Annotated in this window: 15 protein-coding genes and 1 pseudogene; 12 read left to right on the top strand and 4 right to left on the bottom strand. The window is 61.6% G+C overall.

The window, feature by feature from the left end; all coding sequences use genetic code 11:
- The first annotated feature begins 8 nt into the window (after positions 1 to 8).
- The gene (locus tag HHL09_RS19955) at positions 9 to 2,843 is read left to right on the top strand and encodes a PSD1 and planctomycete cytochrome C domain-containing protein (protein ID WP_169456389.1); all 2,835 of its coding nucleotides are present in this window, start codon (positions 9 to 11) and stop codon (positions 2,841 to 2,843) included.
- A gap of 125 nt (positions 2,844 to 2,968) precedes the next feature.
- Positions 2,969 to 3,349: a hypothetical protein gene (locus HHL09_RS19950; protein ID WP_169456388.1), complete on the top strand. Its 381-nt coding sequence runs from the start codon at positions 2,969 to 2,971 to the stop codon at positions 3,347 to 3,349.
- An 81-nt stretch (positions 3,350 to 3,430) separates the two neighbouring features.
- Here the strand turns inward: HHL09_RS19950 and hmpA are convergent, their stop codons facing one another.
- Positions 3,431 to 4,663 (bottom strand): NO-inducible flavohemoprotein, encoded by a 1,233-nt coding sequence (gene hmpA, locus HHL09_RS19945; RefSeq protein WP_169456387.1) that lies wholly within the window; start codon positions 4,661 to 4,663, stop codon positions 3,431 to 3,433.
- A gap of 87 nt (positions 4,664 to 4,750) precedes the next feature.
- Between hmpA and HHL09_RS19940 the strand changes: the two genes are divergently transcribed.
- The gene (locus HHL09_RS19940; RefSeq protein ID WP_169456386.1) at positions 4,751 to 5,476 is read left to right on the top strand and encodes a Crp/Fnr family transcriptional regulator; all 726 of its coding nucleotides are present in this window, start codon (positions 4,751 to 4,753) and stop codon (positions 5,474 to 5,476) included.
- A 61-nt stretch (positions 5,477 to 5,537) separates the two neighbouring features.
- Positions 5,538 to 8,150, top strand: a complete 2,613-nt coding sequence (locus tag HHL09_RS19935) for a WD40 domain-containing protein (RefSeq protein WP_169456385.1) — start codon at positions 5,538 to 5,540, stop codon at positions 8,148 to 8,150.
- Between the two features lie 225 nt (positions 8,151 to 8,375).
- Here HHL09_RS19935 and HHL09_RS19930 read toward each other — a convergent pair whose 3' ends face one another.
- A complete protein-coding gene (locus HHL09_RS19930; protein WP_169456384.1) occupies positions 8,376 to 9,716 on the bottom strand; it encodes a hypothetical protein in 1,341 nt (446 codons plus the stop codon).
- Between the two features lie 558 nt (positions 9,717 to 10,274).
- Here HHL09_RS19930 and thiC point away from each other — a divergent pair.
- The 5 genes and pseudogenes from thiC (at position 10,275) to HHL09_RS19905 (ending at position 16,478) form a co-directional block, all read left to right on the top strand.
- Positions 10,275 to 12,260 carry a phosphomethylpyrimidine synthase ThiC gene (gene thiC / locus HHL09_RS19925; protein ID WP_169456383.1) on the top strand — a complete coding sequence of 662 codons (1,986 nt, stop codon included), beginning with the start codon at positions 10,275 to 10,277 and terminating at the stop codon, positions 12,258 to 12,260.
- A gap of 452 nt (positions 12,261 to 12,712) precedes the next feature.
- Positions 12,713 to 14,098, top strand: coding sequence for a HEAT repeat domain-containing protein (locus HHL09_RS19920; protein ID WP_169456382.1), 1,386 nt, complete (start codon positions 12,713 to 12,715; stop codon positions 14,096 to 14,098).
- A gap of 32 nt (positions 14,099 to 14,130) precedes the next feature.
- Positions 14,131 to 14,453: pseudogene (locus HHL09_RS26780) on the top strand (phosphomethylpyrimidine synthase ThiC); the annotation flags it as partial.
- Positions 14,454 to 14,531: 78 nt separating this feature from the next.
- Positions 14,532 to 15,788 carry an AAA family ATPase gene (locus HHL09_RS19910; RefSeq protein ID WP_169456381.1) on the top strand — a complete coding sequence of 419 codons (1,257 nt, stop codon included), beginning with the start codon at positions 14,532 to 14,534 and terminating at the stop codon, positions 15,786 to 15,788.
- Between the two features lie 9 nt (positions 15,789 to 15,797).
- On the top strand, positions 15,798 to 16,478 hold the full coding sequence (locus tag HHL09_RS19905) for a hypothetical protein (RefSeq protein ID WP_169456380.1): 681 nt from the start codon (positions 15,798 to 15,800) through the stop codon (positions 16,476 to 16,478).
- A 220-nt stretch (positions 16,479 to 16,698) separates the two neighbouring features.
- Here HHL09_RS19905 and HHL09_RS19900 read toward each other — a convergent pair whose 3' ends face one another.
- Positions 16,699 to 17,373: a YceH family protein gene (locus HHL09_RS19900; RefSeq protein ID WP_169456379.1), complete on the bottom strand. Its 675-nt coding sequence runs from the start codon at positions 17,371 to 17,373 to the stop codon at positions 16,699 to 16,701.
- Between the two features lie 948 nt (positions 17,374 to 18,321).
- Between HHL09_RS19900 and HHL09_RS19895 the strand changes: the two genes are divergently transcribed.
- Entirely contained in the window at positions 18,322 to 18,954 is a 633-nt protein-coding gene (locus HHL09_RS19895) for a Type 1 glutamine amidotransferase-like domain-containing protein (RefSeq protein ID WP_169456378.1), read from the top strand.
- A 653-nt stretch (positions 18,955 to 19,607) separates the two neighbouring features.
- Here the strand turns inward: HHL09_RS19895 and HHL09_RS19890 are convergent.
- A complete protein-coding gene (locus HHL09_RS19890) occupies positions 19,608 to 19,811 on the bottom strand; it encodes a hypothetical protein (RefSeq protein WP_169456377.1) in 204 nt (67 codons plus the stop codon).
- Positions 19,812 to 19,907: 96 nt separating this feature from the next.
- On the opposite strand from HHL09_RS19890, the gene HHL09_RS19885 reads away from it, so the two are divergent.
- Positions 19,908 to 21,005 carry an AAA family ATPase gene (locus HHL09_RS19885; protein ID WP_169456376.1) on the top strand — a complete coding sequence of 366 codons (1,098 nt, stop codon included), beginning with the start codon at positions 19,908 to 19,910 and terminating at the stop codon, positions 21,003 to 21,005.
- Between the two features lie 116 nt (positions 21,006 to 21,121).
- Complete coding sequence (locus tag HHL09_RS19880; RefSeq protein ID WP_169456375.1) at positions 21,122 to 22,099, top strand: hypothetical protein; 978 nt, start codon at positions 21,122 to 21,124, stop codon at positions 22,097 to 22,099.
- Position 22,100 lies beyond the last annotated feature (1 nt).

The following is a 22,100-nucleotide window of genomic DNA, read 5'->3' as shown; positions in this document are numbered from 1 at the left end:
ATCGTTTCATGCGCCCCGACGCCGCCTTCCCCGCCCAAGGACTCCTCACCAGCCGACTCGCCGTCGTTTCCGCCGGCAGCCTGCTGCTCTCCACGGGTTTCGGAGCAGACACCGCCTCCTTCGAGGCCGCACGGAAGGTCTTGGAAACCAAGTGCCTTTCCTGCCACTGCCCGGAAAAAACCAAGGGCGAACTGCTGCTGACAACCCGGGAATCGTTCCTCAAAGGAGGCGATACCGGCCCGGCCATCCATCTGGAGCAGATCGAAAAGTCCGAACTCCTGACCCGCGTGAAGCTGGACGAGGACGATGACGAGCTCATGCCGCCCAAGGGAGGCCCGCTCAAATCACAAGACATCGCCGCGCTGGAGACTTGGCTCAAGGAAGGTGCCCCATGGCCCGAGGGCGTAACGCTCGCCCCGCGGCCGAAGACCGCGCTGCCGGATTGGAATGCCGAGCCGGATCCCGCCATCGGCTCGATCGAAGCCTTCCCGAAGGCGGTGAACCTCGAGACTGCCGCGGATTTCCACAAGGTGCTTGTGGTCGCCCGCTTCAATGACGCAGCCACCCAGGACATCTCCCGGCAGGTGAAAGCGAGCGTCGCGGATCCATCGATCGCGAAACTCGAAGGAACCCTCCTCACGCCCTTGAAAGATGGCAGCACGACGCTCGTGCTGGAGTATCGCGGCCTGAAGACCGAGGTGCCGGTGACCGTGAAGGACGCTGCCAAGCCGCGCCCGATTTCCTTCCAGCTCGACGTGATGCCGGTGCTGACCTCCTCCGGGTGCAATACCGGCTCCTGCCACGGTTCGGCCCGCGGTAAGGATGGCTTCCATCTCACCCTCTTCGGCTTTGATCCTCAGGGAGATCACTTCCGCCTGACCCGCGAGAATCCCGGACGCCGCGTGAATCTCGCGATCCCCGAAGACTCGCTACTGGTGACAAAAGCGATCGGTGCGGTGCCTCACACCGGCGGCAAGCTCTTCGAAAAGGACAGCGCTCCTTACAAGGCCCTGGTCGAGTGGATCCGCAGCGGGGCCGAGTATGACCAAGGCGAAATCGCCAAGCCCACCGGCATCAGCATCGAGCCACCTCAGGTGGTGCTCAAGGGCGAAGACCTGCAGACGCCCTATACCGTCAAGGCGACCTTCTCCGATGGGACGGACCGGGATGTCACCACGCTTTCCTCCTTCTCCACCTCCAACGACAATTCGGTATCGATCGATCACCGGACCGGCATGTCCGTCTCGAAGAACCGCGGTGAGGCATTCCTGTTAGGCCGCTACATGGTCTTCACGGAAGTCGCGCAGTCGATCGTGATTCCGAAGCAGCTCGACTACACGAGGCCCGAGCTTCCGGAGTTCAACTACATCGACAAACACGTCTACGAGAAGCTGCACAAGCTGCGCATCATCCCTGCGCCGCTCTGCGACGATGAAACCTATATCCGCCGCGTCTTCATCGATGTGGTGGGCCGCTTGCCCGAGCCATCCGAGCGCGAGAAATTCCTCGCCAGCACCGATCCGAAGAAGCGCGAGGCCTTGGTCGATGACCTGATCGCCCGCAAGGAGTTCTCCGAGATGTGGGTGATGAAGTGGGCGGAGCTCCTGCAGATCCGTACCTTCAACAACGGCCCGCAGCAGGTCTCCTACAAGGCGGCACTGGGCTACTACAACTGGCTGCGCGACCGCATCGCAGGGAACATGCCCTTCAACCAGATCGTGAAGGAGATTCTCTCTTCCGAGGGCGGCACCTTCTCCAGCCCGGCCACGAACTTCTTCCAGATCGAGCAGGACACGCTGAAGCTCACGGAGAACGTCGCCCAGGTTTTCATGGGCACCCGCATCCAGTGCGCGCAGTGCCACAACCATCCCTTCGACCGCTGGACGATGGATGACTACTATGGCTTCGCCTCGTTCTTCGCGCAGGTGAAGCGGAAGAACGCGGAGGACCCGCGCGAGCGCGTGGTCTTCGACGGCGACGGCGAGGTTCCTCACCTGGTGACGAAGCAGCCGGTGAAGTCGCGCTTCCTCGGCACAGCCACGCCGGACAACTTCGGCAAGCAATCGCGCCGTGAAGCGGTGGCGGAGTGGCTTGCCTCGCCGGACAATCCCTGGTTCGCCCGCAACGTCTCGAACATCGTGTGGTCCCACTTCTTCGGCGTGGGCATCACCGATCCGGTGGACGATGTCCGCATTTCCAATCCGCCCTCGAACCCTGCCCTGCTGGCTGCGCTTTCCCAGAAGTTCGTCGAATACAACTACGATCTGCGGAAGCTGGTCCGGGACATCTGCACCTCCCGCACCTACCAGCTCTCCAGCGCAACAAATGAGACGAACGAGACTGACCAGCGGAACTTCTCCCGCGCGCTCGTCCGCCGCGTGAGGGCGGAGGTGCTGCTCGACTGCATCTCTCAGGCGACCCAGACGCCGAACAAGTTCAAAGGCCTGCCACTCGGCTCGCGTGCCGTCCAGATCGCGGATGGAAATACCTCCACCTACTTCCTCACCACCTTCGGCCGGGCGACCCGCGCGACGGTCTGCTCCTGTGAGGTGAAGATGGAGCCGAACCTCTCGCAGGCCCTCCACCTCCTGAACGGTGACGCCACCCACAACCGCATCCAGGAAGGCAAAGTCGTCCCGACACTGCTGGAACAAAAGAAGTCACCGGAAGAGGTTATCCGTTATCTTTATCTAAAAACAGTGAACCGCGAACCCACCGCCGAGGAGCTCGGCAAGCTTGTGACCGCGGTAAACGAGGGCAAGGACGAGAACGAAAAGCAGCAAATCCTGAGCGATGTCTTCTGGGCGCTCCTAAACTCCAAGGAGTTCATTTTCAATCACTAGCCGCTCCTTGGAAGACTACCCCGGAGGCATCTCCATCTACTCACGACACCTGAAACCGGGATTCGTTCAAAAAATTTCAGACTTCTGGATTGTCTACCTACGCGATCACGTGTAATGAGACCTTCATGCTGTCCCATCCAGCCAACCACGAACCCGAGGAGGTCGCTGTCGCCGCTGCCACCTCAGAACTGCGTCAGACGCAGGGGAATCGCAGGCGGCACGGCGAAGGAGAATTCTTTCGCGATTGGTTCATCACCGGCCCGAGGCTGTTGTTGAAAGGCAAGTTCAACCGCCGGACGGCGGTCTTCATCGGGATCGCCGCCATTCCAGCGATTGCCGTTGCCCTGTTCCTGACGGTTCCGGGACTCCTGTTCCCCACGCCGCAGCACAATCAATTCTTCCACTTTGCTAAGGTGATCAGCGGCGACTCCGCCACGCTGATCCCGGTGGCGATCGGCATCCTTTCGTCGATCTTCTGCCTTCGTTTGCCGCTCGGTCCCTCATAGGCGGCCTTTGAGTGTGTTTCCTGACGCTAAGAAAAACCCGGCGCTTTGCAGTGCCGGGTTTCTCTTTTCCTGGAGGCGGGCTCAAGAGGCCACCGCTTCGAGTTCCTGCTTAGGGCCGAAGAACTCGAAATGCACCTGCGAGCCGGGAATCCCCCATGCCAGAAGCTGGCGGTAGATGCCCGACATGAAGGGCTTGGGCCCGCAGAAGAAGTAGTCGCAATCGCGCCGCGGGATCAGGCTTTCGATCAGCTCGGCATCGATGAAGCCCTCGCTGTCATGCCAGCGCCGCTCGCGGTCTTTCTCTTCCGGCTCGCTATAGCGGACATGCAGCTTGAGCTGCGGATGCCCGGTGGCGAGTTCCTGGAGTTTCTGCCGGAAGGCATGCGTGCGGCCATTGAGCGCACCGTGGATGAAAATGACCTGCCGCTGTGGTTGCTCCGCGAGCACCGACTCCAGCATCGCCAGCACCGGCGTGATTCCGACACCGGCCGAGAGCAGAACGAGGGGCCGCTCATGATGCTCCGTGAGATCCAAGAAGAACTCCCCGCATGGCGGACCCACCTCCACCACGTCTCCCTCCTTCAAACCGTGCAGCAACCCGGAAACCGCTCCCTTTGGCTCGGCCTTCACGCTGATCCGGAAGTGATCCGGACTCGGCGCGGAAGAGAGGCTGTAGTTCCGCATCGTGGTGCTCCCTTCACCATCAGCCACGCGGACCGTGAGGTATTGGCCGGGCTTGTAAGACGGCACCTTTCCTCCATCGGCAGGCACCAGATAGAAGGAGCAGATCACCTCGCTTTCCGGCACCTTGCGCGCCACGCGGAAGGACTTGAAGCCATTCCAGCCATGCTCGGTGCGAGCTTGGATCTGATAGATGTGCCCTTCCCGGCCGATCAGGATATTCGCAAGGAAGCCATACGCCTCCGCCCAGGCATCGATGATCTCATCCGTCGCCGCAGCGCCGAGCACCTCGCGGATCGAGGCGAGCAGGTTGGCACCCACGATGGGATAGTGCTCTGGCAGGATGCGGAGCGCGGCATGCTTCTGCGCGATCGTCTCGACCGCAGCACCGAGAACCTCCAGCTGGTCGACATTCGCGGCGAAGGCGCAGATCGCCCCGGCCAGCGCGCGCTGCTGGTTGCCACTCTCCTGATTGGAGCGGTTGAAAAGCGGGGCCACCTCCGGATTCTCGCGGAACATCCGCTGGTAGAAATGGCGCGTGAGCAGTTCCCCATTCTGCTGCAGGACCGGCGCGGTGCTCTTCACCACATCGATCGTCCGTTGCGTCAAACCCGGCTTGTCGTTCGTTTCCATACGCAGCCACAATCGCCACGCCGACCGCTGGCCTCCATCCTGTGTTGCGGCGGCCTTTGACCTGGATCAAAAACCGGCTCTTTTTCCATGACCTCACCCGATTCGATCCGCATCGCCGCGCTGGCCTCGGAACTCCGCCGGAGCTCGATCTTCAGCGGACTCTCCGAAGCGGACCTCACGGAGATCGCGGGCTACTCCGAACGGAAAGAGTTGGCAAAGGGGGAGATCCTCTTTCGCGAGGGCGATCCCGTGAGCGGCTTCTACGTGGTGCTGAAGGGACTGATCAAAGCCTACCGGGTCGACGAAGCCGGCCGCGAACAAGTGATCCATCTCATCAGCGAGGGCGAGTCCTTCGCGGAGCCTGCCGTGGCCGGCCTGCCCGGCTATCCGGCACATACGGTGGCACTGGAGCGCTCCGAGGTCGCCCTGATCCGCGGCCAGCCTTTCCTCGATCACCTGCGTGTCCGCTCCGAGCTGGCCATCCGGATGCTCGCCTCGCTCAGCCGGCACCTCCACGAGCTCGTGCACACCATCGAGAGCTACCGCCTGCGCGATGCGGAGACGCGCCTGCTGCACTGGCTGGTCAGGCGCTGCCCGGAGGGCGATGGTCCGGCGGAAATCCAGCTCGGCACCTCGAAGGGCGTGTGGGCTTCCGAGCTCGGCACCCGCCAGGAAACCCTCTCCCGCCTGCTGGCGAAGCTCCGAAAAGCCGGCATCCTCACGGTGAAGGGCCGCACGCTCCGGATCGACGACCCGCTGGCACTGCGCCGTATGTTCGAGGACTCGCTCAGGCCCGGTCCGGACCCCGCCTGACGTGGCAGATGATTTTTTGAGCAAGAATCGATCTGGATCCTGCCGTATTCGCTACGGTTTGGTGAAATCCTCTTACACCCTTACGACCGGTTTCTCCGTCGCGGCCCTCCTTGCCAGCCCTCTCAGGGCTGCCGACAAGGTGACCTTTGACGATCAGATCCTGCCCGTGTTCCAGCAGAGCTGCTTGAACTGCCACAATCCCGACAAGGCGAAGGGAGGACTCGACCTCTCGACCTTCTCCGGCGCGATGAAAGGCGGCTCCGGCGGCAAGATCGCGGAACCCGGCGATACCGGCTCAAAGATCATCGCGGTGGTCACCCACTCGGCCGAACCGAAGATGCCGCCGGAGGGCGAAAAGCTGGGCAGCGCCCAAGTGGATCTGCTGAAGGCATGGATCGAAGGCGGGCTGCTGGAGAACAAGAATTCCTCCGCCCGCAAGCCCACCAAGCCGAAGTTCGATACCTCCATCGCCTCTGCCGCCGATACGAAGCCGGATGGCCCGCCGCCGATGCCGCTGGACGTGCTGCTGGAGCCGCCGGTGCTGGCGTCGCGCGCTTCCTCGGTGAATGCGATGGCCGCTTCCCCATGGGCACCGCTGATCGCGGTCACCGGCCAGAAGCAGGTGCTGCTTTTCGATACGAACAGCCTCGAACTCGCCGGGCTGCTCCCCTTCCCCGAAGGCGATCCGACCTCGCTCGCCTTCACGCCAAATGCCCGCTACCTGATCGTGGGTGGCGGAGTTCCCGGAAAGTCGGGCGTGACCGTGACCTTCGATGTCGTGACCGGCGAACGCATGCTCGTCGCGGCGAAGGAATTCGACAGCGTGCTGGCGGCGGACTTGAAGCCTGACCTTTCGATGGTCGCGACCGGTTCGCCTTCGCGCCTGATCAAGATCTGGAAGGCCGAGGATGGCTCGCAAAAGGCCTCGATCAAGAAGCACACGGATTGGGTCACGGCGCTCGATTTCTCGCCCGATGGCATCTTGCTGGCGACCGGTGATCGCAATGGTGGCGTGTGGGTTTGGGAAGCGGATAGCGGCAATGAATTCCACACCTTGCGCGCTCACCAGGCGGGCATCACCGCGGTGGCATTCCGCGCGGACTCGAATCTCCTCGCGACGGCATCGGAAGACGGCAGCGTCCGCTTCTGGGAGATGAATGGCGGCACGGAGGTGAAGAAGATCGATGCTCATCCGGGCGGCGTGCTGGCATTCGCATGGGCGCGCGATGGGTCTTTCATCACCTCGGGCCGGGACCGCGTGGTGAGGATCTGGAAGCCGGACTTCAACCTGCTGCGCGAGCACAAGGAGCAGCCGGACTTGCCGGTGGCAGTGGCTTTCGATTCGGACGGCAAGCGCGCCTTCGCGGCGGACTATCGCGGGCAGATCACGGCATGGGATGTCGCCAGCGGCAATCCGGTCGGCGGCTTCGATGCGAATCCCCCATCGATCGAGAATCGCCTCGTGACGATGCGCGAACAGATCCGCACCCAGCCTCAAGCGATCGCAGGCGCGGAGGCTGCGGTGAACGACGCGAAGCAAAAGCTCGATGAAGCCCGCAAGCGCCTGGCCGATGCGGAGGCTGCGGTGAATCAATCGAAGGAAGCCCACGCGGCTGCCCTCAAGCAGAAGCAGGAGTCCGAGCCAAAGCTGGCCGAAGCCAACCAGCAGCTCCCCGGCAAGAAGGAGCAGGCTACCCAAGCGCGCACCCGCATGGATGCCGCGAACCAGGAATTTGAAGCGAAGCGCGCAGCCATCGCGGCAGTGGATCAAAAGGTCGCCGCAGCGAATCAGGAAAGTGAAGCTGCAGCCGCAGAGCTGAAGCGCTTGGAAGACGAACTCGCCAAGGCCCGTGCGGAGAACCGCAGCGATGCCATCGCCGGTCTGGAAGGCGCGGTGAATGGCCAGCGCCCGAAGGCGGAAGCTGCCGCAGCCGCCCTGGAGGCCGTGCGCTCCGAGAAGGGCCGCGAGGAAGGCGTGCTCGCCGAAATCGATTCACGGAAAAAGACCGCCACCGAGGAGACCGCGAAGCTTGATGGCGAAGCCGGTGCGCTCGCCAAGGAAGCCGAGACCCTGAGCGCCGCCATCCAGACGGCGACCCAGACGATCGCCGCCGAAGAAGGCCGGATCAAGGAGCGCGAAGCGGCGGTGCAACCGGCGCGTGATGGCATTCCTCCGGCAGAGAAGATCGCAAGCGACGCCACGGCACACGTGGAGCAGCAGAAGCAGAAGCTCGGCTGGCTGCAGGAGCGCGAACGCCACTGGACCGCCGCCCAAGCGAATACCGAAGCTCTCAAGGCGAAGGCCGAAGCCGACGCCAAGAACAACGAGGCCGAAGGACTGACGGCGGATGCCGACGCGATGGCAAAGGACATCGAGGCCCAGAACGCAGCACTCGCTGAAGCCCGCAAGCAAGCCGCCGATCTCGACGCGAAGCATCAGGAGCTGGCGAAGGCCCAGCCACCCGCTGACGCGAAGGCGATCGAGGAATCCCAAAAGGCCATCGATGCCACGAAGGCGAAGGCCACGGACATCGAGAAGAAGCTCGCCGCGATCAACGCGGAACTTCCCGATGCCAAGGCCAAGGCTGAACAAGCCCTCCCTGCCGCGCAGGCCGCCAAGGCGAAGGCTGAGGAGTTGAAGGCGAAGTACGTAGCCTTGAAGGAGGCGAAGTAGGGACCGCGGAAGCAGTTCCTGAGGACTGTCCTACCGATGGGAAAGAAGGTGCCTAGACGCATGACTCCAAGGTTTTCTCCAAGAGGAGAAACATGGCAGCGGCTTCCTCGGACCAGCACGGGAGAACAGCCGGCTTGCAGGTACCATCCTGCGGGCCAGAGGCTCCGCGTTCCCGGAAGAAGAGCGTTCTGATGAAGGACGACGGTTTCGTCAGTTCGACATCGCTCAAATCCCTCCTACCACCTCGCCGGGGATGAATTTCCATACCGGTCCTTCCGGATCATAGGGCGGTGACCCGCGGTTCTCAGTGGAGGGTGCCGGCAGATCGGCGTCCAGGCGGAACAAGGGCAGGATCGGCGTGCCAGCGGCGTCCTTCTTATACTCCACGCCATCTTCCTCGATCATGAGGGAGGCTCCGAAAAGCCCGCCCAGCTCGCTCAGGAGAATTTCCACCGGATACTTTGCACCGGCCTTCACGGTGAAGTCCTTGCCCACCATCACGCCGCCGCGCTCGTTGTACTGGCCGCAGGTCGGGTAGTGATAGCTCTTCACCGGGATGTCATAGCCGCCGCGTCGCATCTCCTTCTCCTGGTCACGGTTCCCCGAGGTTCCGGCCAGCACGGCGATCGTTCCTGCATCCCAGATCGGCCTCGCCACGCGCGCCGAGTAGTCGCCGCCATCCAGCACCACCTTCTTGTTGAAGCGCACCACCATCACATTGTCCGCACGGCCCACGAACCGAAAGCGCCCGGATTTCGGGGCCTCGATCATCCCGCGGTAGTGAGCCACCCAGAAGACCGGCTTCACGTCCTTGCAGCCGAAGGCCTCGGGAGCCAGAGCGGCACTCATGATCGGGATGTAGAACTTCGTCTGATAGAGCGTGTTCGGCGCCTTGAAGAAGTCATCCAGCTTCCGGATGTTCCAATTGTCCTTCGTCACGAAGTCCGAGATCACCTGCAAGGTGGCGGATTCATCGAAGCCCGTCGCCGTACCATCCTTCTTCTGCTTCAGGTCGTAGAAATTTCCCACCAGCGCCGACTTCCGGCCATCGATCATGCCGAAGGGATTCTGAAAGCCACCGCCGCCGCCCAAGCCCGGGCCGGTGCCATCGCCGATTCCCTTTCCGGTCCCATTCCCCTTTCCGCCGCCGCTTCCGGATCCGCCGAGGCCGCCGGAGGGCTTGCCGGAGGTCAGGGCATCCAGCGCGATGAGCTGCGATGAAGGGTCCGGCTCCGGCAGCGTGATGGAGGAAGCCACATCCATCGCCACCAGGCGCGGCATGTCCCTGGGCACGGCATTCAGCCGCTTGCGCTTCGCCTCCACTTCCGCGGAGGGCTCGCCCCCGCCACCGGAGGGCGGCATGAAGTCCACCTTCTTCGGCGGATCTTGCACCACGCGCAGCACCCAGAAGGCCCCGATGGCCAGCAGCATGATGTGAAAGATGATCGAGACGGAAAGCGAGCCGGCACCCATGCGTTGCCACAGCGTGCGCTTCTTGACGTGAGGAGACGGAGGTACTACAGATGCCGTAGTTAGCGGCACCGGGGGTTTTCTTTTGAGACTCATCTCGGGTGACTTGGGTTTTGGGAAAAGCCCACCCTCCTCCTGCGGCTCTTCCCGGCTGCGCGGCCTCGGGACGTCTCCCCCGGCCAAGCGGAAATACCCACATCTCCCCGGCACGCCGGAGACACAGGGAACTGCAGGATTCAGATAAACTTTATCCCTACCATCACCGCCCCGCGGCTGATGCGGGACAAGGAAATTAGCCCTATGATTTATGCTAGAGCCCCCCTCCCTTTCCTACCCCATCACCCGCCCCATCTGTCCGACACCCCGCCGGTTTCCCCGGAAATGCGCGCCTAATTTCCCGCTTGGCAGCAGCCCGGGGCGACCTAAGCTACCCTCCACACGACAGGAGAGTTCCACGATCGCGGAACTGAGAACGGCCGGCGCGCGGCAAAAATCCTCCGAACCTGAAGCGGGTCGCACCGCCCTAGGAAGCTCGTCCACACCCGACCTCTTTCCTTCCGGCCGCGCCCTCGTCAGCGCGGCCTTTTTCGTTTCCCGTTTCCCGTTTCCCGATTCTCAAACTCCACGCTTCAACCTCAACGCTCTCCGCTTCCCATGATCTCGCCTGAAGAAACCGCTGGCTCCGCAGCCTCCACCCACGACGAATCCCGCGCGCCGCTGCCCGCCTCCACCCGCGTCTATGTGCAGGGCGAGCTCTTCCCGGAAGTCCGTGTCCCCATGCGCGAGATCGCGCTGAATGACACGAAGACCTTCAACGGCCGCATCGAGAAGAACGAGCCGGTGCGCGTCTATGACTGCTCCGGCCCATGGGGTGATCCCGCTTTCACCGGCAGCTCCGATGAGGGCCTGCCGGCGCTCCGCCGTGACTGGATCCTCGCCCGTGGCGATGTGGCGGAATACGAGGGCCGCAAGGTCCAGCCGCAGGACAATGGCTACCTGACGGAGAAACACGTCGAGTTCGCTTCGAAGTCCGAGCGCGCGAACAAGTTCGTGGAGTTCCCCGGCCTGACCTCGGATCGCCGCAAGCCGCTGCGCGCGACGGGCAAGCCGGTGACGCAGAAGTGGTATGCCGACAATGGCATCATCACCCCGGAGATGGAGTTCATCGCCATCCGCGAGAACATGCGCCGTGCGAAGATCGCGGACATGAAAGAGGACATCGTCCGCAATCACCTGGACAAGCAGCACGCGGGCAGCACCCAGCTTCCGGGCAGCCCCTATACGCCCTCCATTTTCTCCCGCTTCCCGCAGCGCATCCCGGCGGAGATCACCCCAGAATTCGTCCGCAACGAGGTGGCCGCCGGTCGTGCGATCATTCCGCTCAATGTAAACCACCCGGAGTGCGAACCGATGATCATCGGCCGGAACTTCCTGGTGAAGATCAACGCGAACATCGGCAACTCCGCCGTCGCCTCCTCCATCGAGGAAGAGGTGGAGAAGATGCGCTGGGCCACGAAGTGGGGCGCGGACACGGTGATGGACCTTTCCACCGGCAAGAACATCCACGCCACCCGCGAGTGGATCCTGCGCAACTCCCCGGTGCCGATCGGCACGGTGCCGATCTATCAGGCGCTGGAGAAGGTGAATGGCAAGGCCGAGGACCTCACCTGGGAGCTGTATCGCGATACGCTGATCGAGCAGGCGGAGCAGGGCGTGGACTATTTCACCATCCATGCCGGGGTGCTGCTGCGCTTCGTGCCGATGACGGCGAGCCGCATGACGGGCATCGTCAGCCGCGGTGGCTCGATCATGGCGAAGTGGTGCCTGGCGCATCACAAGGAGAACTTCCTCTACACCCACTGGGACGAGATCTGCGATATCTGCGCGGCCTACGACGTGTCCTTCTCGATCGGCGACGGCTTGCGCCCGGGCTCGATCGCGGATGCGAATGACAAGGCGCAGTTCGGCGAGCTGGAAGTGCAGGGCGAGCTGACGAAGCGCGCTTGGGCGAAGGGTTGCCAGGTCATGAACGAAGGCCCCGGCCACGTGCCGATGCACATGATCGAGGAGAACATGGCGAAGCAACTCGAGTGGTGCCACGAGGCTCCCTTCTACACGCTCGGGCCATTGACCACCGACATCGCCCCCGGCTACGACCACATCACCAGCGGCATCGGTGCCGCGATGATCGGCTGGTATGGCTGCGCGATGCTCTGCTACGTGACGCCGAAGGAACACCTCGGCCTGCCGAACAAGAAGGACGTGAAGGACGGCGTGATCACCTACAAGCTGGCCGCCCACGCTGCGGACATCGCGAAGGGCCACCCCGGCGCCCAGTATCGCGACAATGCGCTGAGCAAGGCACGCTTCGAGTTCCGCTGGGAAGACCAGTTCAACCTTGGTCTGGATCCGGTGACGGCACGGGAGTTCCACGATGAGACGCTGCCGCAGGACGGGGCGAAGACGGCCCACTTCTGCTCGATGTGCGGTCCGCACTTCTGCTCGATGAAGATCACGGAAGACGTGCGGAAGTACGCGGCGGAACAAGGTATCTCGGAAGAAGATGCCTTGGCCGCGGGGATGGATGAGAAGAGCAAGGAGTTCGTGGAGAAGGGCGCGGAGGTTTATACGCCGGCCTAGAGCTGCTTGGTGGTATTTAGAGCGCCGTGAGCAGCGGCGCTCAGTCCCCATCCCACTGGGTGCTCTTCCCCGGGAGCGCGAAGATTGGCGAAGGCCTGTAGCCAATCTGGACAGACCGCAGGTCTGGGCCGCAAGGCCCGAGGGGGCTGGCGGAGCCCCCGAGTCAAGCTCTGGCCCGCAGGGCGGTCCTTAACCGCGAGCTTATCGATAGGGAGAGCAGGAGCCGGAAAGTGTCGGCTCATGGCGTCCTTCCCAGCTTGCTGCAAGGTGACGACTTTCCCTTGATGAGAACGGGAGAACGAGCCGCTTCAAGGGACCGCTCTGCGGGCCAGAGGCTCCGCGCTCCCGGGGGAAGAGCACTTGGTGACGGGCACAATGAAGCTCCACTCATCGCGGTTGCCGCTCTCCCGGAGTTTACACGTCGCCCGGATTCCCCATAACTTCGCCGGGACATGACGGCGGACCGGGAGACCCTGAAGAAAGTGAACGCGCTCTGCGGGAAGCTGAAGAGCGCGTGGGCGCTGCAGGTGGGCTTCGAGAGCCGGGTAAGCGGGCTGCTTCCGGAGATCATCGCGCTGCCATCGGAGCAGATCGATGCGTGTCTGGAGAAGGCGGCGAAGGGAGATCCGCTACGCCGTGCTTGCCTGGTGCCGATTGCCTGCGAGCACCTCTTTCACCCTTCCCTTCATCATCGCATCGGCGCTTGGCTGGAGGATGAGTCGCTGCCCTTCCGGGACAAGGTGATGCGCGCGGTGGGGAGCTTCCGCTTGGCGGGCTTCGCGCCGTATCTGGATCGCTTTCTGGTGCCGGATGGTCCGGGTTCGGAGAGGCAGCAGGAGGAGGTGGCGAGATACCGTCAGGCGGCGCTGGAGGCGATCTCGCAATTGAAAGCGCCGGAGAATCTGCCGGCGCTGCGGCGCTTGCTCGATGATCCGGCACGGCAGCGGGTGCCCTCCTATGTGCAGGTGCTGGCGAATTACCCGGGCGATGAGGCGAGGCCGCTACTCCAGTCGTGGTTCCGCGAATGCGAGGGCATCGATCAGCACGGCATCGCGGCGCGGCTTCAGGCCGGGGAGTTCTCCGACGATGAGAAGCATGAGCTTTTCGACAAGACCTGGCTCACCTGCCGGGTGGCGGAGATGTATGGGGCGCTGGAGAAGCGCGAGGTGATCGACTTCCTGGTGAAGCATCTCGACATCGGCCTGCGCTTACCCGGGGAGCCGGGCCTCGGGATGAATCTCCTCCTCGATGGCGAACGCGCGACGAGCCTGATCGCGCGCTTGAACGGCTGGGATCTTGAGGATCGCGACCACGATCTGACGAAGGAAGGCAGCGAGCGTTCGCGGCAATTCATCGGGTCGCTCTGGAGCGCCTTTCGGGCGGACCCAGCGCTGGCCTATCAGGCGGAGTGCCCGGTGAAGCCCGTCTATCCGGCGAAGCACAAGCTCCACAAGCTGGTCGATCGCCTGCTGGCAGAGCACGGGAAGCTGATCGAGGAGGATGCGGAGCTCGGTTATTGGCTGCGGCAGGAGACGGAGGGTGACGGGATGATCCTCGCGATGCACATCCGGCGAGGGGGCAGCCATTGGCGGATCGTCAGGCTGAGCGATGGGGACCGGGAGGAATGGAAGAGCGGGAAGGTCCCGGCGCGGCATTTGTTTTTCCGGTATTCCCATGAAGGGGCACTGGTGGCCTATCATGCGCAGGTGCTGGTGAATGCGTCGGATCTGGAGAACCGGTATGCCAAGGCGGCGGTGAGGAAGCTGGAGAAAATTGCGGCTAGGAAAACGGAGAAGAAGGAGGCATCAAATTCCGGAGAAACCGGACAGATTTCATGATCCTGACACTGCCCCACCTTTCCTGCATCACCGAGGGTCACCCCCGCGCGCAGTATCGCGACAATGCGCTGAGCAAGGCGCGCTTCGAATTCCGATGGGAGGATCAGTTCCATCTCGGTTTGGATCCGGTGACGGCACGGGAGTTCCACGATGAGACCCTGCCGCAGGACGGGGCGAAGACGGCCCACTTCTGCTCCATGTGCGGCCGCGCTTCTGCTTGATGAAGATCACGGAAGACGTGCGGAAGTATGCGGCGGAACAAGGGATCTCGGAGGAGGATGCCTTGGCCGCGGGGATGGATGAGAAGTCGAAAGAATTTGTGGAGAAGGGGGCGGAGGTTTACACGCCGGCGTAGCCAAGTAACAAAGATGATTCGTGCTGGCACGAATCATCACTTGCAAAGCTACCATGCGAACAAAAGAATCGCACCAACGTGATCTCGGAAATTCGAATTCAAAATTTCAAGAGTATTGAGGACCAAAAGTTGAAATTGGGCCGTGTAACTGTGCTTATTGGAGAAAACGGCTGTGGAAAAAGCAATATTCTTGAAGCAATAACTTTCGCAACATGCGCAGTCAGAGATCAACTTGACACATCATACCTGGCAAGCCGCGGAATAAGGGATACTGAACCGTGGTGGATGCAGTCTGCATTTGAAGGCGACCCTCGATCACCCAGAGACAAGGATAGAATTCAAGTCTCTCTAACAAGCACCACTAAAAATGTAATCTTTGAAGCTGAAATTATCCCTAAAACGAACAAAGAAGATGGTTCATTCTCTCATTGGACCGTAAATTACAAATCAAAAGCGAAAACTGCAGATCGGCTTGAAAAGAAATTCTCTGAACTCGAGGAACCGGTCATCAACAATACTCTCGAAAAAGTAATCGAGGCTCTTCGAGAGGTCGGAGACAGCGATGAAAAAGACCTTGAAAGCCTTAGAGAGAACCCCGTGACATCCTTGGCTCATATATTTGACACATTCTCTCAATATTTGAAAAATTCAAATTTTCACAAAGAAGAAGAATGCTCGGATTTTCTTATCTACGCGCCCGAGAACGCAGTGCTCCGAACACCCCCAGCGGAAGGTTCCGTCACACCCATCGGCACAAAGGGAGAGGGACTGTTTCGACTTTTACAGAGCTTTAGCGATCCAAAGTTCGCTGACAGGCTCGAGGACATGAAAGAGCGCCTAAAATTAGTAGGTTGGTTCGATGACTTCAACCCTCCCGATGATCATTCCGTAAGTCAAGCAAAGCTACAAATTGCCGACAAATGGCTTCCCGAACCCAATCGAATCTTTGATCAACGAAGCGCAAATGAAGGATTTCTTTATCTGCTCTTTTACTTCTCCGTAATGATGAGTTGGAGAACACCGAAATTTTTCGCGTTCGACAATATCGATAGCGCCCTCAATCCACGCCTATGCTCGGAGCTAATGATACAGATAGTTGAATTGGCAAAAAAATACGACAAACAGGTAATTTGCACCACACACAACCCTGCGATTCTGGACGGGTTAGATCTCAACGACGAAGACCAGAAGCTCTTCGTCATCAGAAGGAACAGCAGAGGCAGAACCGTCGCTAGAAGAGTTCCCGCACCTGCCCCTCTTTCAGGAGAAACTCCGGTTAGGTTGTCCGAGGCTTTTATGCGAGGAATTATCGGCGGGGTTCCAAATCACTTCTAAGCTCTTTCGATGTTTGATTTTGGATTGATCACGGAAGGAATCACTGATCACGCTGTGATTTCTAACATCCTGTTGGGTTATTTCCAATCAGGGCGGGAGCCCGATGTTCATTTCGAGCATCCACCGCCTTTAGCGGAGCGGCACGATGGCGGGTGGACCCTTGTCATGGATCATCTTCGCCAAAAGAAATTCAGGCAAAATTTCCAATTCAACAAATACTTAATAATTCAAATCGATACCGATATTTCTGAAGAAATCGGCTTTGATGTTTCAAAGCAAGGTGAAGACGGACCTCTTTCCACGGAGCAGCTCGTTTTGGCGGTGATCGAGCGCCTCAAGCGCGAAATTGGAGAAGAAGACTGGGATAACTATGGAGATCGCTTTATTTTTGCGATAGGAGTTCACCAGACTGAGTGTTGGATCTTGCCATTATGGTTTAACAATAACCAGTCCGTCCAAATTGCCAATTGCACCCGGAGATTAGGTTCGTGCCCAAACCTTTGTTCAGAACTCACGCAACGAAATTTTCGATGGTTCAACGATTCACGAAAGGATCATCGATCCTACGATTTCGCGAGCCGAGGCTATCGGAAAAGGTCTATTTTAGATAAACAAGGCCGAAAATCTCCCAGCCTTAGCCTTTTTCTCAACGAGCTTGATCGACGCAATATCTCCCTACCGGAAGATTAGCCCCCGGGGGGATTAGTAGCCACGTCCCCTTGGGGCAGTCCTTGAAATTTGAATCTGTCAGGCTCAAACCCGCCTTTGCGATCACCCATCTTGATGCCCCGGTTTGTGGCTGAAGGTCTGCCAACATGCCTGTTCCTTTATGAGGAACTTCAATCGACGGGATCTCGATGGGATGCAGCCCGAACTCACAGGCGTTGAAGCCTAACAAGGCGCAGCACTCTCACGGATCACCATCGACGGAGCGCGGTGCTTGGCTGGCTTTGAGCTCTGCGATCTCGGCTTCGAGGCTGGCGAGTCGTGCTTCGATGGCGGCACGCCAGTCGTTCTCCGCAGGAGTGTCGGCGGCGGCGGAAGAGGAAGGGGTGAGGGTGCCGGAGTAGCCGTCCGGGGCGGCGGGTGAAAGGAGGTGGACGAAGGTCTCGACCCGGCGGCCTTCGCCGACGGGGATGCGGCGGACAAGCGGTCCGTGCGGGTATTCGATGAACCACGTGAGGGTCTCTTCCACTTCCTCCAAGGAGGAGAAGGTGTGAAGCCGATCGGTGCGCTGGCGGATTTCCCCGGCGCTCTGGGGACCGCGCAGGAGGAGGACGGTCAGGACGACGCGCTCGCTGCGCTGCATGCTCAGGACGTCCTGGATGCAGTGTTCGAACTTCGGGGCACGGCCGCCGAGGTTCTTTTCGACGAGGTATTTCTCCGAAAGTCCGCGCAGGGCCTCCGCCACTTCGTCCCCGGTGAAGCGGGTGACGGGGTCCCGGCTGGTGGTCTGGTTGCAGGCCAGCAGCAGGGAGTTGGGCGTGAGCGGGTAGCTGTCGGGCGTGAGGATTTCCTTTTCCAACAAGCAGCCGAGGACCCTGGCTTCTTGAAAGGTGAGCTGGATTTCAGGGAAGTGCTGCATGGTCGCGCCGAAGTGTAAGGACAGTGGACCCTGAGGCACCACGAGAAAGCACAGGGATGCAGTGCCGGTCTGTTCGTGAAGGAAATTGGTGGGGCTGTCCTTGGCTCGAGACCGTGGTTCTCCGGGAGTTGTTCGTCCGTCCGCATGGCTTAGGGGATGCGGACGGACGGACAGTTTCGGTGGGTGCGTGAGGGGGGACGTTGTGGGTTGGGGTGATCGATTTAGTTAGAGGGCTGCGTGGGACCGTTCTGCGGGGCGGAGCTTGACTCGGGGGCTCCGCCCGCCCCCTCGGGCCTGCGGCCCAGACCTGCGGTCTGTCCAGATTGGCTACAGGCCTTCGCCAATCTTCGCGCTCCCGGGGGTAGAGCTTTTCGTGGTGGGGCGTGTGATGGTGGTCCGCGGGTTTGTCCGTCCGTCCGCACGACCTAGGGGATGCGGACGGACGGACAGTTTCGGTGGGGGCTTGAGGGGGGACGTTTCGGGTTGGGGTGGTCGCGTTGGTTGAGAGGGCAGTGAGGGACCATGCTGCGGGGCGGAGCCGCCGCGGTCCCGGGGGTAGAGCTTGTCGTGGTGGGGCGTGTGATGGTGCTGCGGGTTTGTCCGTCCGTCCGCATGGCCTAGGGGATGCGGACGGACGGACAGTTTCGGTGGGGGCTTGAGGGGGGACGTTTCGGGTTGGGGTGATCGTGTTGGTTGAGCGGGCGGTGTGGGACCGTTCTGCGGGGCGGAGCCTCCGCGGTCCCGGGGGTAGAGCTTGTCGTGGTGGGGCGTGTGATGGTGCTGCGGGTTTGTCCGTCCGTCCGCACGGCCTAGGGGATGCGGACGGACGGACGGATTCCGGCTTCCCGAATCGGGGTTCCACTTCGACTCCGCCCTTGAGCGATCATCCGATATCCGTCACTCCTATCCTGCGACCCGCCACGATGGCTTGGCACTCTAACAAGCAAGATGCACCTCTACCTCTCCTCGTTTCTTATCGGCAATCAAGGCGACACGCTTGCGCAGCTGGCACGGGGCAAGACGGCGCTGGTGGTTTCCAATGCGCTTGATTTCTCGAATGATGCCGAGGTCCTGAGGGCGAAAATGGGGCGGGAGCTTGGGGGCTTGGCCGACCTCGGAATCCCGGCAGAGCCTTTGGATCTCCGCGATTATTTCGCATCCCAGGGCACGCTGTCGGAGAAGCTCGATGCGGCTGGCATGTTGTGGGTGATGGGGGGCAATACCTTCTTGCTGCGCAAGGCGATGCACTTGAGCGGGCTCGACCGATTGATCCATGGCAAGCTGGACGATGAGGATTTCCTCTACGGAGGCTACAGCGCCGGGGCTTGTGTTCTCTCCCCTTCCTTGAAGGGCATTCACCTGGCGGATGAACCGGAAGCCCAGTCCCACGGATATGAGCACCCGACGATGTGGGAAGGGCTCGGTATCATTGATTACTACATCGTGCCTCACTACCGGTGCGATCACTTCGAGTCGGAAAGCATGGAGGCGGTGGTGGACTACTACCGTGAGAGGGATCTTCCGTATCGGGCCATTCCGGATGGCGAGGTGATCCTGGATACCACTCACAACCGGGAATAGGTCGTCGCTCCGGGTTTGTCCGTCCGTCCGCAGCCCTAGGGGAAACGGACGGACGGACGGACGGATGAATGCGCGGGCGAACCCGGGTGCTCTTCTGCCGGGAGCGCGGAGGCTCCGCCCCGCAGAAGCAGCGATGGGTGAGATCCGTTTTGGAGGGTTCATCGGGGAAGGCCGTGGCTTTGTTGTGGGCATTGGAGAATGCAGTGAGGTGGCATGTTTTGGTTTCTGGTGATCGCTTCGGTAAGCTGGCAGCGAGGGACCATTCTGCGGGGCGGAGCTTGACTCGGGGGGCTCCGGGGTTTGTCTGTCCGTCCATCCATCCATTTCCCTAGGGGGTATGGATGGATGGACAGATTTGCGGGCTGCTTTGGCGTCATCCTTGGAGAATGCAGGGAGGGGGCATGGTCTGGTTTTTTGGGATCTTGTCGGTAAGCAGGCAGCGAGGGACCATTCTGCGGGGCGGAGCCTCCGCGCTCCCGGGGAAGAGCCTGTGGTGATCTTCCGCGGTCCCGGGGAAAACCGGGGCCTGCGATGGAGGTTCCGGACCGTCGCGATTGGTGCAAGCCATTGACTCCAACAGACCTGCCCCGGGGTCCACTGGACGGCTTCGACATTTCAGGCGGAGTCCTGGCATGGTGGGGCCAATGCAGACATCACATCAGCAACCGCAGCTTGTCGGCCCCCGGCAGTGCATCGAGATCCTCTTCCCTTGTGAGACGTCCCGGCCGGGGCTTCGCAGTTTCCGGCGCTGGCAGGCGCAGGGATTCATCCCGGTGCACAAGATCGGACGGCGCACCTTCTTCGATCCGGAGCAGGTCCGTGCCGCCCTGGAACAACGCTTCCGCATCGCCGCCCATGAAGCAGCCGCCCGATGACGCGCAGCTATCCCCCACCCTCTCTCCTCGCCCGGACGCCATCCATCCCAGGTTGACACGCACCCATCCCAACAAGCCATGAATCCTACATCACCATCCCTCGCGAAACCGATCACCTTGGAATCCTTCGCGCCCTATGCTCCACCCCAGCCGAATCCGAATCCGAAGCCGGAAAGGCAGTGGCTGAAGGTGTGGAAGCCCTCCGAGTTCATCTCCTACGAGCCGCCGCGGGACTTCGTCTTGCTCGGGGATTGCCACCTGACGCGCGGTGGCATCACGGTGCTGGGCGGTTGGCCGGGCGTGGGAAAGAGCCGCGCGGCACTGGGCCTCGCGATTGCGGGGGCCACGGGAAAGGATTGGCTGGGGCACCGGGTGCATGCGCGTTTCCGCACGCTCATCATCCAGATCGAGAACGGGCAGTGGCGCTTGAAGAAGGAGCTGGGCGACGCGATCCCGGAGGGCGGCCTGGATGAGTGGCTGCGCATCACGCCGCCGCCGGATTTCGGCCTCGCCTTTCATGAGCCGGCCTTCCGCGAGCGGGTCTCCGAGATCATCGGCGAGTTCCAGCCGGGGCTGGTGATCGTGGACCCATGGAACCGCGTGGCGGAGGGAGACAAGCAGGGCGATTACCGTCAGGCACTGGAGGCGATCCTGGAGTGCCTGCCTGCGGATCCGGAGGAGAAGCCGGCAGTGATGATCATCCATCACATGCGGAAGAAGAGCACCGAGACCACGAAGAAACAGGGGCGCGATCTGCTCCATGAGCTGGCGGGCAGCTACCAGATCGGCAGTGCGGCGCGATGTGTCTTCGTGCTGGAGCCGGGGAGCAGTGACACCACGGACCCGACGGTGGTGCTGACCTGTTGCAAGAACAACGATGGCCGCGAAGGAGCACCCAGCGCGTGGGTGCGCAGCAACGGGCTCTTCGCCCCGGCGGTGGGGTTTGATATGGAGCACTTCCTCTCGGGAGAGGCGGATAAGAGTCGTGCTACCTTGGAGCAGATCGCGCAGGCACTGCGTGGCATGGCGGGAGAGAGCAAGGGACAGGCGGTCCAGCGGCTTATCACCGCGGGGCTGTGCTCGCGAACGAAGGCCTACGAAATCGTGAACACTCATCCGAATCTGGAGGAGGAGAAGAAATCCGGGAAACTATGGTGGCGGGAAGATGCTGCGTGAAGGCTGCGCTCCCCGTTCCGTTCGTCCGTCCGTCCGCAGCCCTAGGGGATACGGACGGACGGACGGATAAACCCCGATCCCAAACCCATTTCACTTCGTACCATCCCACCCTACCCATGAATGACACCGGTCCATCGCTCGATCTCGCGCGGCTGGAGAAGGCGCGGCATCATCCTTCTGGAAAGCTCACGGCGCGTTGTCCTGCCTGTGCGGAGGATGGCGGGGATCGCAGTGGCCATCACCTGGCGATTTTTCCGGATGGCCGCTTCGCGTGTGCGGCGCAGCCCGGGGATGGCGAGCACCGGCGCCGGATCTTCGCGCTGGCAGGCATCCACAGGCCTACCTTTCGCTCCGCGGCATCGGCAGAGTGGATCGCGCAGCGCGAGCGTGAGAGGCGCAGGGAGCGCGAACGAAGATTGCTGAAGGAGGCCGCGCTGGCAGCGCGGCAGGAGCTGATGAAACGCCATGCCTGGACGCCGCCGGAGGTGTGGCGGGATTCGCCGCAGGGCATCGATGAGTTTGTGAAGGGAGACGCGGCCCATTTCCTCGCCAGCCTCTTTTCCCCCACGGCTCTGCTCTGGACGGGCGAGGTACATGAAAGCGGGCAGGCCCATCACGCAGACCGCTGGAGGACGACCGGCGGGTGGCTGGCGAGCCGCGACCGCATCGGCCCCATGACCACCGCGGCGACCTGGCAAGCGGGGACGCATTCGCGCACGGCGGGTAAAGTACTAGGTGCGCCGTACACGGTGCTGGACTTCGACGGGCTGGATGGGATCAAGCCCGCGGGCAAGGAGGAGCTGGCGCGCCATGTGCGGGACTCGCTGGCGCTGATCCGCTGGCTGCGGGAAGCGATGGAGTGGGAGCTGGCCGCGATCCTCTGGACGGGCGGGAAAAGCCTGCACGCGTGGTTCCACACGCCTGCGCCTGCGGTGCTGGAGAGCCTCTCCGCCGTGGCCACCACGCTGGGGATGGATGCCGGGCTCATCGGCCGGCCGGAGCATCCCTGCCGCCTGCCGGGACAGGTCCATGGGAAAAGCGGGAAGCGCTCGCAGGTGATGTGGCTGCAGCGCCGCGGGGAATGGGGCGAGTGAA

Source organism: Luteolibacter luteus (genome assembly GCF_012913485.1).
Lineage (GTDB): Bacteria > Verrucomicrobiota > Verrucomicrobiia > Verrucomicrobiales > Akkermansiaceae > Haloferula > Haloferula lutea.
Note: the sequence above shows the minus strand (reverse complement) of the source record. Positions and strands in the feature narration are given on the sequence as shown.